At 71.6% G+C, this 13569-nt stretch carries 20 protein-coding genes; 12 read left to right on the forward strand and 8 right to left on the reverse strand.

Going from position 1 to position 13569, the window contains the following annotated elements; all coding sequences use genetic code 11:
- Positions 1 to 41 precede the first annotated feature (41 nt).
- Positions 42 to 1208 (reverse strand): glycosyltransferase, encoded by a 1167-nt coding sequence (locus tag ADK54_RS26380; protein WP_078966639.1) that lies wholly within the window; start codon positions 1206 to 1208, stop codon positions 42 to 44.
- 289 nt (positions 1209 to 1497) lie between these two features.
- On the opposite strand from ADK54_RS26380, the gene ADK54_RS26385 reads away from it, so the two are divergent.
- The 9 genes from ADK54_RS26385 (at position 1498) to ADK54_RS26425 (ending at position 7116) form a co-directional block, all read left to right on the forward strand.
- Positions 1498 to 1752: a chaplin gene (locus ADK54_RS26385; protein WP_053728207.1), complete on the forward strand. Its 255-nt coding sequence runs from the start codon at positions 1498 to 1500 to the stop codon at positions 1750 to 1752.
- 194 nt (positions 1753 to 1946) lie between these two features.
- On the forward strand, positions 1947 to 2186 hold the full coding sequence (locus tag ADK54_RS26390) for a chaplin (RefSeq protein WP_053728208.1): 240 nt from the start codon (positions 1947 to 1949) through the stop codon (positions 2184 to 2186).
- Positions 2187 to 2447: 261 nt separating this feature from the next.
- Positions 2448 to 2993 carry a hypothetical protein gene (locus ADK54_RS26395; RefSeq protein ID WP_078966640.1) on the forward strand — a complete coding sequence of 182 codons (546 nt, stop codon included), beginning with the start codon at positions 2448 to 2450 and terminating at the stop codon, positions 2991 to 2993.
- A gap of 314 nt (positions 2994 to 3307) precedes the next feature.
- Entirely contained in the window at positions 3308 to 3637 is a 330-nt protein-coding gene (locus ADK54_RS26400) for a hypothetical protein (protein ID WP_159047906.1), read from the forward strand.
- A gap of 161 nt (positions 3638 to 3798) precedes the next feature.
- Positions 3799 to 4041 (forward strand): chaplin, encoded by a 243-nt coding sequence (locus ADK54_RS26405; RefSeq protein ID WP_053728210.1) that lies wholly within the window; start codon positions 3799 to 3801, stop codon positions 4039 to 4041.
- A gap of 201 nt (positions 4042 to 4242) precedes the next feature.
- Complete coding sequence (locus tag ADK54_RS26410) at positions 4243 to 4743, forward strand: DUF5949 family protein (RefSeq protein ID WP_053728211.1); 501 nt, start codon at positions 4243 to 4245, stop codon at positions 4741 to 4743.
- A 33-nt stretch (positions 4744 to 4776) separates the two neighbouring features.
- Positions 4777 to 5427 carry a vitamin K epoxide reductase family protein gene (locus ADK54_RS26415; protein WP_078966641.1) on the forward strand — a complete coding sequence of 217 codons (651 nt, stop codon included), beginning with the start codon at positions 4777 to 4779 and terminating at the stop codon, positions 5425 to 5427.
- A 311-nt stretch (positions 5428 to 5738) separates the two neighbouring features.
- Positions 5739 to 6263, forward strand: a complete 525-nt coding sequence (locus tag ADK54_RS26420) for a tyrosinase family oxidase copper chaperone (protein WP_078966642.1) — start codon at positions 5739 to 5741, stop codon at positions 6261 to 6263.
- Positions 6247 to 7116, forward strand: a complete 870-nt coding sequence (locus ADK54_RS26425; RefSeq protein WP_053728212.1) for a tyrosinase family protein — start codon at positions 6247 to 6249, stop codon at positions 7114 to 7116. Before ADK54_RS26420 ends, ADK54_RS26425 begins: the two co-directional genes overlap by 17 nt.
- A 102-nt stretch (positions 7117 to 7218) precedes the next feature.
- On the opposite strand, the gene ADK54_RS26430 is transcribed toward ADK54_RS26425, so the two are convergent.
- The 6 genes from ADK54_RS26430 to ADK54_RS46860 all read right to left on the reverse strand — a co-directional run bounded on the left by ADK54_RS26430 (position 7219) and on the right by ADK54_RS46860 (position 11406).
- Positions 7219 to 7488 carry a chaplin gene (locus ADK54_RS26430; RefSeq protein WP_053728213.1) on the reverse strand — a complete coding sequence of 90 codons (270 nt, stop codon included), beginning with the start codon at positions 7486 to 7488 and terminating at the stop codon, positions 7219 to 7221.
- Between the two features lie 129 nt (positions 7489 to 7617).
- Positions 7618 to 8298, reverse strand: coding sequence for a hypothetical protein (locus tag ADK54_RS26435; protein WP_053728214.1), 681 nt, complete (start codon positions 8296 to 8298; stop codon positions 7618 to 7620).
- Positions 8299 to 8471: 173 nt separating this feature from the next.
- A complete protein-coding gene (locus ADK54_RS26440; RefSeq protein ID WP_053728215.1) occupies positions 8472 to 9452 on the reverse strand; it encodes a glycoside hydrolase family 26 protein in 981 nt (326 codons plus the stop codon).
- 28 nt (positions 9453 to 9480) lie between these two features.
- The gene (locus ADK54_RS26445; RefSeq protein WP_053728216.1) at positions 9481 to 9735 is read right to left on the reverse strand and encodes a hypothetical protein; all 255 of its coding nucleotides are present in this window, start codon (positions 9733 to 9735) and stop codon (positions 9481 to 9483) included.
- A 58-nt stretch (positions 9736 to 9793) separates the two neighbouring features.
- Positions 9794 to 11065, reverse strand: a complete 1272-nt coding sequence (locus ADK54_RS26450; RefSeq protein ID WP_053728217.1) for a cytochrome P450 — start codon at positions 11063 to 11065, stop codon at positions 9794 to 9796.
- Between the two features lie 62 nt (positions 11066 to 11127).
- Positions 11128 to 11406 carry a hypothetical protein gene (locus tag ADK54_RS46860; protein WP_199827038.1) on the reverse strand — a complete coding sequence of 93 codons (279 nt, stop codon included), beginning with the start codon at positions 11404 to 11406 and terminating at the stop codon, positions 11128 to 11130.
- Between the two features lie 169 nt (positions 11407 to 11575).
- On the opposite strand from ADK54_RS46860, the gene ADK54_RS26460 reads away from it, so the two are divergent.
- From ADK54_RS26460 to ADK54_RS26470, 3 genes are all read left to right on the forward strand, one after another.
- Positions 11576 to 12079 (forward strand): hypothetical protein, encoded by a 504-nt coding sequence (locus ADK54_RS26460; RefSeq protein WP_053728219.1) that lies wholly within the window; start codon positions 11576 to 11578, stop codon positions 12077 to 12079.
- A 39-nt stretch (positions 12080 to 12118) separates the two neighbouring features.
- The gene (locus ADK54_RS26465; RefSeq protein ID WP_053728220.1) at positions 12119 to 12748 is read left to right on the forward strand and encodes a hypothetical protein; all 630 of its coding nucleotides are present in this window, start codon (positions 12119 to 12121) and stop codon (positions 12746 to 12748) included.
- Between the two features lie 252 nt (positions 12749 to 13000).
- On the forward strand, positions 13001 to 13294 hold the full coding sequence (locus ADK54_RS26470) for a hypothetical protein (protein ID WP_053728221.1): 294 nt from the start codon (positions 13001 to 13003) through the stop codon (positions 13292 to 13294).
- 89 nt (positions 13295 to 13383) lie between these two features.
- Here ADK54_RS26470 and ADK54_RS26475 read toward each other — a convergent pair whose 3' ends face one another.
- The gene (locus ADK54_RS26475) at positions 13384 to 13569 is read right to left on the reverse strand and encodes a hypothetical protein (protein ID WP_159047907.1); all 186 of its coding nucleotides are present in this window, start codon (positions 13567 to 13569) and stop codon (positions 13384 to 13386) included.

Here is a 13569-nt window from a genome sequence, read left to right on the forward strand (position 1 = left end):
GTGGGGCGGCTTTCCGGCGGACGGGACGATGCTTTCCGCGGTCACTGGCTGATGCGTTCCCTGTGCTCGGAGCGCTGCAGGGCGGCCACATCGCGGTACACCTCCGCGATGCACCGGGCCGTCTGCCGCACGTCATGGGTGGTGGATACGTGCTCGTGCCCCTGGCGGGCGAGAACGGTGCGCAGCGCCGGGTCGGTCAGCAGATGCGTGATCGCGCGCGCCAACTCGGCCGGTTCGTCCGGGGTTACGAGACAGAGCGGGGCATGGCCGGGCGCGAGGCTCTCGGCCGAGCCCCCGACGTCGGTGACCACCACCGCCCGGCCGCACGCCATCGCCTCCAGCGGGGCGAGCGCCATCCCTTCCCAGCGCGAGGGCAGCACGACCAGATCGGCCGCCCGGTACCAGGCGGCGGTGTCGGACACCGACCCGACGAAGGACACCGAGCGGGGCGCGGCCGCGCGCAGCGCCGCGAGGCCCGGCCCGTCGCCGACCAGCACCAGATGCGCGCCCGGCACCGAGGCGCGGACGTCCTGCCAGGCACGGAGCAGCACGTCCTGGCCCTTCTGCCGGCACAGCCGCCCGACACAGACGACCAGGGGTGCGTCGTGGGTGGACGGCACGTCGTCGGGCGCGCGGTAGTGATCGAGGTCGACGCCGTTGGGGATCACCGAGCAGGGTGCGAGGACGCCGGCCCGCAGCCCCGTGGCCCGCTCGCCCTCGCTGACGCACACGACGCGCGAGGTCCAGCGCACGGCGGCGCGCTCCCAACCCCGGGAAAGGCGAGCGACGATCCCGCCGACCGCCTCGAACGACCAGGCGTGCGGCTGGAAGACGGTGGGCACCCTGCCGCGCACCGCGAGCCGCGCGGCCACCCCGGCCTTCGCGCTGTGCGCGTGGATGACGTCGGGGCGTACGCGCCGGATCAGGCGGGCCGCCCGCACCGTCTCGCCGAGCAGCGCGGGGCCCGGCGAGCGGGTGGCCCGCCAGGGGTGCACCCGGGCACCCAGGCGGGTCAGTTCGGCGCTCAGCGGGCCCTCCTCCGGGCATGCCACGGTGACCCGGAATCCGTCGCGCAGCTGGTCCCGCACCAAGTCCGTGACGACTCGGGCCACGCCCCCCTCGACGGGCTGGACCAGGTGCAGGACGCTCAGGCCCCCCGCGGACCCCGGCCCTCCGGGTCCGCCGGGGGTGTTCGCTCTCGTCGGCATGCGCGGTCACTCCGGTCTGGCGCTCGAAATGAAAGCTGAACAAAAAGATGCTGCGGGGCTCGCCTCGCAGCGGCCCGCCATGTGAATTCCGCATAACCGGTGCTCCGGCTGCCGAAGTTCCCCGCGCTTTGACAGGCCGGGGGCGGCGGGGAGCACTGTAACCGTATTTACAACCCGGTTCCGTCATGAATGCGTGCGCCGGAGTGTCTCCTTCGGGCGATCGTGCGTATCCAGTTGACGACCCCGTCGTTGTATCGGTGGCCTCATCTCCACCCGAAAGGAAAACGCGATGAATCGAATTGCCAAGTCCGCCGTGTCGGCGGGCGCCGGCACCGCGATCGTGCTGCTCGGAGCCGGTATGGCGGCGGCCACGGGACAGGGCGGCGGGGCGCACGCCGAAGGCGTGGCCGAGGGTTCGCCGGGCGTCCTGTCGGGCAACCTGGTCCAGGTCCCGGTCCATGTGCCGGTGAATCTCTGCGGCAACACGGTGAGCGTGATCGGTCTGCTGAACCCGGCGTTCGGCAACCCCTGCGTCAACAAGTAAGCCGCAGGGGTGACGCCCTCGGACCGTGGCGGCGGCCCGTGTTCACGGTCCGGACCCGCCCTTTGGCCGATTTCGCGGCCCCGGAAACCCGGGTTCACCCGTTAGGGGCAAAACTGGGCGCCCGGGGCCGCGTTGGGGTCTAGGTCGAGTGACAACACCCGGTCAATGTCTTTCTGAATGAGGAGTGCTTCTCCATGTCGCGTACCGCGAAGGCTCTGGTCCTGTCCACCGCCGCCGCTGCTGCCATCGCCGGTGGGGCCGGCGTCGCTTCCGCCGAGGCCGACGCGCACGGCGCGGCCACCCACTCCCCCGGCGTGGTGTCCGGCAACGCGGCGCAGGTCCCGGTCCACGTGCCGGTGAACGTCTGCGGCAACACGGTGAACGTGATCGGTCTGCTGAACCCGGCGTTCGGCAACACCTGCGTCAACAAGTAGTCCCCTGCCGAAGCCCCGGCCGCTCCCCCCTTCCAAGGAGCCGCCGGGGCTTCGTGCTGCCCCGGATGGCGGTAGCTCACCAAGGGGCTCCGAGAACGGAGTTGTACCAGCTAGGCGCGGTGCGGCGGAAAGCTGACGATCAGACAGGACGACTACGCGGTTGCGGTGGGTGCGGGCCCCACGGACGGTGAGAAAAGTTCACACGCCTCACCGAAGGAGAACCGTTTCATGCGCGTACGAACACCGCGGAGACTGGTCGCTGTGGCCCTTTCGACCGCGATTGTCATCGGATCCGCCGAAACGGCGATGGCCGCCGACTTCCAGCCGCCGCGATCGGTCCGCGCCGACGTACCGGTACCGGGTGCCGACGCCCTGCTCGCTCAGATCAAGCAGCTGGGCCCCATCGGGCCGCTGCTCTCGACCGTGACCGACCTGCTGAACGGTGTGCTCGGCGGCGCGTCCCCGGCCGACGCCACCGCGCTGGCGAACAAGGCGACGGCCGCCCTCGACGCGGTCAAGGCGGCGGCCCCGGCGGCGCCCACCGCCCCGGGGATTCCGTTGGGCGGACCGCAGAAGGCCGCGGCCCCGATGGACATCAAGGACGACGCCGTCGCGGCGGCCAAGAAGGCCATCGCCGACCTCATCGCCGCCGTCACCAAGGGCGACGTCGTGGCCATCCTGGCCGCGGCGACCGCGGTGCTCACCGGCCTCATCGGCGTCATCCTGGCCATCCTGCTCGGCGGCGGCCTGCCGCTGCCCGCCCTGCCGGGCCTGCCCCTGCCGCCAGTACCCCTGCCCGGCGCCTGAGCCGCACCCCCCGCCGAGAGCGCCGGCCCGACATCAGGACCGGCGCTCTCGGCCGTCCGGAAGCCGGCAGAGCAGCCCAACTGCCCCTGTCCACACGGCAATTCATGAAAACCTCATACGAATAACTGCCGTTCTCCGCAATTGGCCGCCCGCCCATGAATCGATGCCCGAAGGGTTTCTCAATCGTCCGGAGGTCGTTAGCCAAGGCGAAGCAGGGCAATGCATTCAGGAACACACGCGGTGCCAGTGAGTGGGCGGCGTGTGCGGCCAGTACGGCGATCCAACTCGCCGCGGAAGGATTGATGATGAAGTCGATGAAGGTTGTTGCGGCACTCGCCGGCTCCCTCGCGGTCGTGGGCGCGGCGGCGCCGGCCTTCGCGGCCGGTAACGTCACGCCACCGGCGGCGCCGGCCTTCAAGGCCGGTGACCTCACGCCCATGAGCCTGAACGGCGGCCTCGACGCGATCGCCCAGAACGTCGCCAACGCGAACCTGGCCGACGCGCAGCCCCTCCAGACCAACCTGATCGACCCCAAGTCGGCCGAGTCGCTGAGCCCCGCGGTGGTCGGCACCGCCAAGAGCATCAGGAAGACCAACGGGTCGACCAGCCCGGACCAGCTCATCGGCGGTCTTCCGGTCGGCTGATCCCCACATCCTGAACAGGGCTTTCCTGACAGCGAATTGATCGGATAAACGGCCCGTTCATGCGCTGTACGAGGGAAAGACAATAAACCCGGCGTGTTCGCTTCCGGTGACTTATGGACGTCTGCCTACGCTGAGGCAACCGTCGAACGGAAGGTTTCACCATGAACACTGCCAAGAAGACCGCTCTGGCTCTTGCTGCCGCGGGTCTCGCCACGGGTGCCGCTTCTGGTGCCGCCTTCGCCGACGCGGGCGCGCAGGGTGCGGCCGCGCACTCGCCCGGCGTCGTCTCCGGCAACGTGGTGCAGATTCCCGTGCACGTGCCGATCGGCGTGTGCGGCAACACGGTCAGCGTCATCGGCGCCCTGAACCCGGCGTTCGGCAACGCGTGCGCCAACACCGACTGAAACAGGGCCGGTTGGCGCGGCTCTCGTAGCGCATGGCGGGCGGCTCCGTGGAGTTGGGGATTCCGGAGCCGCTCCGCCGCGTCCGGGTGCGGAAGGGCGGTGCGGCCGCCCGGAGGGTCCTGCGACGCGACGGCGAGAACGTTTCATCCAGACGGGTGACGGCCGCGAGGGGTTGAGCCCGGAATGTCCTAGAGTCCCGGCATGACTTCCCCCGCCAGTGCCGTAGAGCCATCCAGGGCAGTCCTGTTGGGCTCCGTCGTCGTCATCGCGTGGAGCGGCGAACACCCCGACGAGACCGGTGATGTGCCGTTCCTCATGGCGTACTCGCTCGGTGACGGGACCGAGGGGCCCGAGGGTGCGGAGGCCGCGGCGCGGGCGCTGCTCGACGAGCTGGGCATGCCGGCCGGCAGCGTGCTCGACAAGGACCGCGGGGCCGCGCTCCCGGTGACGCTCATCGTCCAGGGCGGCCAGGCCGTCCTGACCATGCCGTCGCTGACCGTCCAGTGCCCGGTGCCGCCCGAATGGCTCGTCGCGGCCGGGAAGCGGGGCACGGTCCAGTTCATGTTCGCCACCCGCTCGTGGCCGCGGGCGCGGCCCGGAATCGCCGTCAGCGAGGAGCAGTTGAGGGCGTTCGCGGGCGACGAGGACACCATTTCCACCGCCGGCCACTGCGTGCTCCCCGTCCGCCGCCTGCGCGGCTGACCCCACCGCGGACGAGATACGGAGACGACAGCCATGCCCACCCCCGGGACGATCCCCCAACAGGCACCGGCCACCGACCCCTTGGGGCCCCTACCGCCGGGCGGCGCCCCCTTCGGCGCCGGCCGCGGCACGGCCTGGCTGATCGTGCTGACCGGCGCGGCCGGCCTGCTCGCCTCGTGGGTCATCACCCTCGACGAGTTCGAACTCCTCAGGAACCCGAACTTCGTTCCCGGGTGCAGCCTCAACCCGGTGATCTCCTGCGGCAACGTCATGAAGAGTGCGCAGGCCTCCGTCTTCGGCTTCCCGAACCCCATGCTGGGCCTGGTCGCGTACGGGATCGTCGGCTGTGCCGGCATGAGCCTGCTCGGGGGCGGCCGGTTCGGGCGCTGGTACTGGCTGACGCTGAACGCGGGGGCGCTGGCCGGGGTCGGCTTCGTCAGCTGGCTCCAGTTCGAGTCGCTGTACCGGATCGACGCGCTGTGCCTGTGGTGCTGCCTGGCATGGGTCGCCACCATCGCCCTCTTCTGGCGGGTCACCGCCCTCAACGTGGTCAACCGGGCGCTGCCCGCGCCGAGTTGGGCCAGGCCTCTTTTCGCCGAGTTCGGCTGGGTCGTGCCCGTCCTGCACATCGGGGTCATCGGGATGCTGATCCTGACCCGCTGGTGGGACTTCTGGACCGGATGAGAGCAGGAACGTTGGGCCGACCGCGTGAATCGCCCGCGCCCGCCGACACGCCACGCGCGCACGGGCGTTGACCCCACTGACCAGTCGCATGGTTGAAGCCTCCCCGGGCCGTGCAACCAGTACCGGCCCGGGGAGAGCCCGCCCGTCGCCGCGCCATGGGGCGGCGGCCGTTTCCTGTGGCTCCGGGCCTCGTTGAACCCGGCATCGGACAAGGAGAGCGGACGCTTGGACGGGCCCCGGAACCACGAAGGTTTCCGGGGCCCACGCATGTGCCGGACGAGTCCGCGCGAGCGAGCACGAGGGAGACGCCCATGAACGACGCGACATACTTCTGGCACGCACACCGGACGGGCCGCACCCGCCCCAGGGGCCGCGCCCCCGAGCCCACCAGGCCCGGCACGCCCCCACCCCGCACCACCTGGCGCGTCGCCCGGCGCGGCCTGCTGCGCGCCCTGTTCGCCTCGGCGACGGTCGCCTTCACCGCAGCCGCGCTCTCCCGCATCCCGGCCACCCCGGCGTACGGCGAGCCCGCCGGGGCGGCCGGGGTGCAGCCTGACGACGGGTTCACCTTCGACGAGATGTACGCGGGGCACCGCATCCAGGGCTGGCCCATCGAGGCCGACAGCACCGAGGTCACCGCGTTCGTGGACGGCAGGCAGCTAGACCTGATGCGCCGAGCCGACGGCAGCTACCTGAGCTCCGTGGACCACTACGAGTCGTACGCCACCGCGCGCGAAGCCGCCCGCGCCGCCGCGGCCGAGCTCGGCGCCGCCCGGCTCGCCTTCGTACCCGTGCACGGCCACGAGGAGGGAGCCGACGGTGGTGTACACGCGTAAGAACCAGCGGAACCTGACCAGCGCCGAACGCAGGGCCTTCGTCAACGCCGTACTCGAACTCAAACGAACCGGCGTGTACGACCAGTTCGTGCGCACCCACATCGCGTTCTACGTCTCGGACGGGAGCGCCGGGCTGCGGGTCGCCCACATGGCGCCGTCGTTCCTGCCGTGGCACCGCCGGTTCCTGCTCGTCTTCGAGCAGGCCCTGCAGAGGGTCAACTCCCGTGTAACGCTGCCCTATTGGGACTGGACGCGGGACAATTCACCCGCCTCGTCGCTCTGGTCCGACGACTTCATGGGCGGCAATGGGCGGCGCGGCGACTTCCAGGTCATGACCGGTCCCTTCGCGTACGTCCGCGGGCAGTGGGAGATCTCAGTCAACGTCACCGAAGGCCGTTTCCTGACCCGGGACATGGGCCGGCCCATGAATCCCATCCGGCTGCCGACCCCCGACGACGTGGCCCGTGCCCTCGCCGATCCCGTCTACGACGTCGCGCCGTGGAACTCCACCAGCAGGACCGGGTTCCGCAACAAGATCGAGGGCTGGACGACGGGTTCGGGCGAGGCCCGGTTCCGCAACCACAACCAGGTGCACCGCTGGGTCAGCGGCATCATGGTCGGCGCGGCCGCCGTGAACGACCCCGTGTTCTGGCTCCACCACGCGTACATCGACAGCCTCTGGTCGCGCTGGCAGGCCGCCCACCCCAGGTCCAAGCGCTATCTCCCGGAGGAGCCGCCCCCCGAGGGGGACCCGCAGCACGGCCGGGTGGCCGCGCTCAGGGAGCTGCTGCCGCCGTTCGACGTCGCGCCCTCGACGCTCCTGGACCACAGCAGGATCTACCGCTACGCCTGACACGGCGACGGCCTCCCGGGGGAGAAATCCGGGAGGCCGCAGGTACCGCTGGGATTCGGGACCGGCCGGCCGTCGCGAGGACACCCGGCCGGAGGTGGGGGACTAGTCCCCGTAGCCGCCCTCGTGGTGGCTGTCCTCGTTGACGCAGGTGTTGCCGAACGCCGGGTTCAGCGCCCCGATGACGCTGACCGAGTTGCCGCAGAGGTTGACCGGGACGTGCACCGGAACCTGGAGCAGGTTGCCGGAGACGACTCCGGGGGAGTGGGCTGCGACCGCCTCGGCGCCGGCGTCGGCAGCGGCAATACCCGCACCGGCCAGCGCCACGGCGCCCGCTCCGGCGACGACAGCGGCCGTCTTCGCGATACGAGACATCAAAGTTCTCCTTGAATGGACACGCGACCGCAGACTCGCAGTCGTCATTTCACTTCAACGTCTCGATCGGTCATAGGTAACGGACACCTGCGTCCAAAACGGTTCTGCACCGGTCACCGCCGGGCGGGGCTACTTCTCGCACTTGCCGCGCGACGCCCGCCGGGTGAGCGCGACCGCCGCGGCCCCCGTGACGATCGCGCCCGCGCTCAGCGCACCGAGCAGGGAGGCCTTGGAGTCGGCGCCGGTGTGCGCGAGGTGCGGCGGGGCCGACGCGGACGGGCTCGGCGCCGGCGCCGTGGGCGTCTCCTCGGGCGGGGTGCTGCTCGGGTACGTCGGCGTGGGAGTCGGAGTCGACGTCCACGTGTCCGGGGGAGAGCTCGGCGGTCCGGTCGGCGGTGTGCTGCCCGACGGGCTCTGCGTGGGCCAGGCCGTCGGGGTCTGCGTGCCCCAGGTCGGCTCGACCGTCGGGGTCGGGGTCGGCGTGTGCTTCGGCGGGGTGCCGGTGGGGGCCGGCGACCACGGCATTTCCTGGCCGGAGCCGGACTCCTCGGTGCCGTCGTGGCCAGGGGGCTCCTCGCCCCACCTCCCGGCGAGGGCGGAGTGCGCGTAGTGCTGTCGGGGAGCGGCCTCGGGCCCGTTGCCCGGGTCGTGTCCCTTTCCCTTTCCCGCGCCGGAGTGCGGGGCGCACGCGCCGTGCGGCGGGACCGGGGCGGGGTGGTCCGCGGCGTACGCCGCATACCCGGTGCCCAGCGCGGAGACCAGTCCCGCGACGAGAGCGGCCCGCACTGCGGGACCCGTGAACTTGTACATGCCTGCGACCCTTCAACAGTAAATCCGGAGGGAGATCGGATGCTGATACGAATAATTGGGATCAGCGCCGATGCGGCCCTTGGACCACGCGAGCCGCGCAGGACAGACAACCCGTCCGGCGCAGCCCGCGCCCCCACACGGCGCAACCCGCCTCGTACGGGGATGCCGCCCGGTCACCTCGCGCGGTAGGCGCGCGCGGCCTCCGGATTGCTGCCGCACTCCCACACGCCGTGCGGGCAGTAGTCGGTCAGGGTCTGGTAGACGGGCCGGTAGGTGCGGAACCAGAAGGCCATCTTGCGGATGTAGTCCGCGTCGTCCCCGTTGCGGAAGAGCCCCCACTCGGGGTACGAGACCGGCTTGTGGTGCCGGGCGGCGAACTCCACCTGCGCCCGCAGCCCGTACGGCTCCTCGACCTGGCCGCGGAACGACATGCCCTCGGGCTGGTCGTAGGAGTCCATGCCGATGATGTCCACGTAGGCGTCGCCCGGATAGCAGTCGGGCCACGGCACGGCGTCCCGCCCCCGGTTCGGCGCGAAGTCGAACCGGAACCGCTGGCCCGGCGCCGTACGCATCGCCGTGACGATCCGGCGCCAGTACGCCTGCCACGCGGCGGGGTCGGGGCCGCACCGATGGGTGTAGGTGACGCCGTTCATCTCCCAGCCCAACACCACGACGGTGTCGGGGAGTCGGAGGGAGACGAGCCGGTCGGCCAGCTGCTTGAAGTGGCGGTCGAAGGCGCCGTCGGCGCCCTGCCGGAGCAGCTCCCGCACCTGCTCGTCGGGCAGGCCGTACTCGCTGCGGTCCAGCATCGGCACGTTGAGGACGAAGACCCGGTCCGCGCGCAGGTGGCGCCAGCGGGCCCAGGGTGCGAGCAGCCCCGGTGGGCCCTCGATGTCGCGCCACGTACGGCCCGGCAGATAGGTGTGGCCCGCGAGCAGCAGCCCCCGGCCGCGCCACTTCTCGACGGCCGCGAGCCTGCCGATGCCGGTCGCGTCCGACCCCGTGAAGACGCCCGCCGCGGTGCTGGACCCGGGAGGCAGCGGACCCTGCCGGTGGCTCTCGGACGCCAGCGGAACCAGCGCCGAGAACAGCAGGACCAACGCGCACAGCGCGGCCTTCCACGAGGGCGGGGCGCTCCGGGGCGACAGGGCCATCGGGGCCGCCTTCCGGCGGGTCCGCGTCTCAGTTGGCTCCGGCCGTGCCGCCTCCGCGCTGGAGGGCCCCGCTCATCATGGACATGCCGTTGGTGAGGGCCTCGGCGACCCTGCCCTGCCCGCCGAGCACCTTGGGCTGGCCGAACTCGGAGGCGCTGCCGCGTCCCGCGCTCGCGTCGGCGCCGTGTCCCGTGCTCGCGTCGGCGGCGGCGATGCCGGGCGCGGCCAGGAGCAGGAGCGATGCCGCGGCGGTGGCGGCCTTCAGACGGTGGTGAGTGTTCATGCCCGGTACAACGCCGCTTGCGCGAAGAGGGCACGCGTGCCGGGGCGGGCCCGGGTATTCAGGGCTTGGTCACATCAAATGCGAAATGCTGCTTGCGTACGCGATGGTCGAAATTGGACGTGCCGAGCTCGGGTTCGCCGAGCGTGCGCAGGACCAGCGGCCGGGTCAGCAGTTCGCGCAGTACGGCCTTGATCTCAAGGCGGGCCAGATGCGCGCCGAGGCAGTAGTGCGGGCCGCCGCCCCCGTACCCGAGATGAGGATTGGGGTCGCGCGTGATGTCGAAGACGTCCGGATCGGTGAAGACGGAAGCGTCGCGATTGGCGGACGCGTACAGCAGCATCACCTTGTCGCCGGGCAGGAAGGTGTGGCCCGACATCGCGTAGCGGGTGGTGACGGTCCGGCGGAACTGGATGATGGGCGTCGAATGGCGGACGATCTCGTCGACGGCGCCGTCCGCGTACTTCTCGAAGTCACCCAGCAGCAGGGCGAGTTGATCGGGATTGTTGGTCAGCAGGGCCAGTGCGTGGGCGATGGCGTTTCGGGTCGTCTCGACCCCGGCGACCAGCAACAGCGAGAAGAACGAACCGAGTTGACGGTACGTCAGCCGCTGTCCGTCCATGTCCGCGGACACCAGCGCCGAGATGAGGTCGCCGGTCGGGCGCCGCCGTCGCTCGCGGCCGAGCCGGGCCACCGTGAGCTCCATCCGGGCCAGCGCCCGCAGCCCCTTGCCGGGGCTCAGCAGGCGGGCGCCGAGGCTGCGCCGTACGCCGGCGTGCTCGGAGGCCCGGTCGATCTGGCGGGCGATGCGCTGCCGGCAGACGTCGGGCACGCCGAGCATCGCGCAGATGACCTCGAACGACATCCGGGAGGCCACCGCCGAGACGAATTCGTCGGGCCGCTCGGCGACCATGTCGTCGACGATGCGTACGGCGAGGTCGCGGATGCTGACCTCGGTCTCGGCGAGCAGGCGCGGGGTGAACGCCTGCTGGACGATGCGCCGCAGCCGGGTGTGGTCGGCCCCGTCGAGGTTGACCATGGAATCGCCGAAGACCGCCCGCACCCAGCGTGCGGGCTCGGGCGAGGTGACCCCCGGCGCGCTCGCGAAGACCCGCGGCAGGCGGCTCGCCTTGAGCACGTCGGCGTGCCGGACCAGTGCGTAGAAGCCCTGTTCGGGGCGGTGCCGGGCGGCCCGGCGCTCGGTGAAGAACGCCGGGCGCGGCTCGGCGCGCAACTCCGCGAAGCGCGCCAGGCGTTGCGCGGGCGGCAGCTTCCAGAACGCCGGGTCGGCGAGATCGTCGGTGGGGGCCGGGAGGGTCCGGGGGTGGGTCACGCTCGCACCGTCCTGGCCGCCACACGGCCGTCGTGCAACGGGATTCGGGGGTCGATCGGAGTTCAGCTCACCAGTGCGTGACCGGCGCGCACCGCGTCGTTGGCGGCCGTCACCGCTTCGGTGCCGGCCCTCACGCCGGTCTTCAGGGCGGCCACCTTCCGACCCAGCCTGTCCCCGACGGCGCTTTCGGCGGCGGGCTTGACCTGCGCGCCCGCGGCGCTCGTGGTCCTGGCCGCGCCGCTCAGGGTGCCGCCCAGGTCGAGGGCGTGGGCGGCGGGGGACATGGCGGCGGCGAGCGCGGTTCCGGCTGCGGCGGCGGCAAGGCATCGACGTACGTTCATGTCGGCTACAACGCCCCGAGCCGGGCCAAGGGCACGCCCCGTCAATACGAGCACCCCGTATTGACTTCGCGTTGCTGCAAGCAGGGGAACTTTGCAGTGATCAAGGCGTCGGGATCGTTCTTGCAGGGCGAACACGGCAGCGTAGGCCAGGGAAGGAAAAAGAACATCCATGGGAACCTCCTCACGTGCGGGACTGGCGGGCGTCATGGCATGCATGGCGACCGCGGCGGCGGTGACGCCGGCCGCGGCGATCGCATCGGCCCCGACCGTTCCGATCGGCCCTCCCCTTTACGTTCTGAACAACGTCCTTCCGTTCGAAGCCCCCACCCTGAGCACGGGCATGCCGCTCCCCATCCCCGGGGCGCCGAACGGCCCGCGCTATGTGAAGGGCAAGCTCCTGCCGACGAACATGGTCCCGGCCGTCCCGGTCGACAGCGCGCTGCCCAGCACGCACGTCAGCACGCCGCTGCCCAACCCGCTGACCTCCGGCAACATCGGCACCCCCGAGCTGGTCAGTCCCGGCTCCGAGCTGCGCGCCGCCACCCCCGGCGCGAACCTCGGCGCCCCCATCAACCGGCCTGAGCCCGGGCATCTGCCCGTCCTCATCATGCCCTCGGCCGGCGTGAGCGCGCCCGACATCCAGGGCGACCCCGACGCCACCGCGCTCTTCTAGCGCACTGCCAAGTCTGCCTCTACGCCCAGGAGTTGGCCCATGTCCCGTCCGTCCAGGAACGTCCTCGCCGCGGCGCCGCTCGGCAGGGCGGTCGCGGCCCTGCTCGCCGTCGCCGCCGCGGCTCTCCTGTCCGGGGGTGCTTCGGCCGCGCCCGGTCGGCCCGACCCGCACGGTGTGAGCGCGGGCCAGGGCGCGCTGCCGCCGTGGCCCGCGCCCGCGGACGCCTCGGCCGCGGTCGCCGCGGCGGGCCTGGAGATGCTGTCCGCCGAGGGCACGGTGCAGCACACCCACACCCACCTGGACGTCCTCGTGGAGGGTGAGCACGTCACCGTCCCCGCCTCGATCGGCATCGACGAGCCGCGCGGCCGCATCAGCCCCGTGCACACCCACGACACCAGCGGCGTGATCCACGTCGAGTCGCCGCGCCGGGCGGTCTTCACGCTCGGCCAGTTCATGGCCGAATGGCGGGTGCCGCTCTCCGCGGACCGCATCGGAGGCCTCCACGCCGGCGGGGGACGCCACTTGACGGCGTACGTCAACGGCCGCAAGGCCGCCGGGAATCCCGCGGCGATCGTGCTGCGCGCCCACGACGAGATCGCCCTCGTCTTCGCCCGGGGCAACGACACCAGGCCCGTACCCAAGACCTACGACTGGCCGCAGGGCCTTTAGGGCATCATCCCGGGCATCACCGTGAGGTGGCCCGTCGGTCCGGCAGAACGTTTCTCCGCGTGGGTCGTTGGACCGCGCGGAACAGGATCCGTGTCGCGGCGCGGACAGTGCGCCAGCAGCTCCTGCCCGGGGTTCTACTCCCCCCGGACAGGAGCTGCTGTCTTGCGTGGCCCGGTTGTTCGGGCAGGTAGGCGTTTCGAGTGAGTGCCGGGGGCGGCCGTGTCCGGTGCCGGTGCTCCCCGTTGTGCAGGCGTGATCTCAACACGACGAATCGCCACAGTCCTTGCCGTCGCCGCCGGTGCCGCGGGCCTTGCCGCGTCCACGGCGAGCGCCGCGGGCCCCCTCGACCACCTCGTCAAGCCGGTCAGCCCGACCGGCGTGCTCGACGCCGTCGCCACCAGCGACATCCCCGCCGAGTACCGGGCCCAGTTCCCCACCACCAAGGAGCAGCTGGCCGGGCTCAGCCACCTCAACGACCTGAGCAAGGCGAAGCAACTGACCGACCAGGCGGCCCCGGTAACCAATCTCGTGCCCGCGGTGGAATGACGTACGCCCGCGGACGGGGCGAGACACGGGCGCGCGCCCGGAACGCAGGGTTCCGGGCGCGCGCCCGTGCCGTTCTGATCGGGACCCGGTCAGAGGATGTCGATCAGGTTGTGCTCGCCCCCGTGGTGGTGCCACCAGAAGCCGTCGTCATCGTCGTGGTCGTGGGCCGCTGTGCGAGGAGCGGCTTGTGGGGCCGCCTGCGCGGAGGCGGCGGCGGGGACGATGACGGCGGCGGAAAGCGCGACCACAACGGCGGCGCGTCGTATGAGGCTCAC

Source organism: Streptomyces sp. WM6378 (assembly GCF_001279695.1).
Lineage (GTDB): Bacteria > Actinomycetota > Actinomycetes > Streptomycetales > Streptomycetaceae > Streptomyces.

Coding starts and splice junctions, on each gene's coding strand:
- ADK54_RS26380 (WP_078966639.1), bottom strand. CDS start 1,208: ATGCCGACGAGAGCGAACACCCCCGGCGGACCCGGAGGGCCGGGGTCC.
- ADK54_RS26385 (WP_053728207.1), top strand. CDS start 1,498: ATGAATCGAATTGCCAAGTCCGCCGTGTCGGCGGGCGCCGGCACCGCG.
- ADK54_RS26390 (WP_053728208.1), top strand. CDS start 1,947: ATGTCGCGTACCGCGAAGGCTCTGGTCCTGTCCACCGCCGCCGCTGCT.
- ADK54_RS26400 (WP_159047906.1), top strand. CDS start 3,308: ATGAAGGTTGTTGCGGCACTCGCCGGCTCCCTCGCGGTCGTGGGCGCG.
- ADK54_RS26405 (WP_053728210.1), top strand. CDS start 3,799: ATGAACACTGCCAAGAAGACCGCTCTGGCTCTTGCTGCCGCGGGTCTC.
- ADK54_RS26410 (WP_053728211.1), top strand. CDS start 4,243: ATGACTTCCCCCGCCAGTGCCGTAGAGCCATCCAGGGCAGTCCTGTTG.
- ADK54_RS26415 (WP_078966641.1), top strand. CDS start 4,777: ATGCCCACCCCCGGGACGATCCCCCAACAGGCACCGGCCACCGACCCC.
- ADK54_RS26420 (WP_078966642.1), top strand. CDS start 5,739: ATGAACGACGCGACATACTTCTGGCACGCACACCGGACGGGCCGCACC.
- ADK54_RS26430 (WP_053728213.1), bottom strand. CDS start 7,488: ATGTCTCGTATCGCGAAGACGGCCGCTGTCGTCGCCGGAGCGGGCGCC.
- ADK54_RS26435 (WP_053728214.1), bottom strand. CDS start 8,298: ATGTACAAGTTCACGGGTCCCGCAGTGCGGGCCGCTCTCGTCGCGGGA.
- ADK54_RS26440 (WP_053728215.1), bottom strand. CDS start 9,452: ATGGCCCTGTCGCCCCGGAGCGCCCCGCCCTCGTGGAAGGCCGCGCTG.
- ADK54_RS26445 (WP_053728216.1), bottom strand. CDS start 9,735: ATGAACACTCACCACCGTCTGAAGGCCGCCACCGCCGCGGCATCGCTC.
- ADK54_RS46860 (WP_199827038.1), bottom strand. CDS start 11,406: ATGAACGTACGTCGATGCCTTGCCGCCGCCGCAGCCGGAACCGCGCTC.
- ADK54_RS26460 (WP_053728219.1), top strand. CDS start 11,576: ATGGGAACCTCCTCACGTGCGGGACTGGCGGGCGTCATGGCATGCATG.
- ADK54_RS26465 (WP_053728220.1), top strand. CDS start 12,119: ATGTCCCGTCCGTCCAGGAACGTCCTCGCCGCGGCGCCGCTCGGCAGG.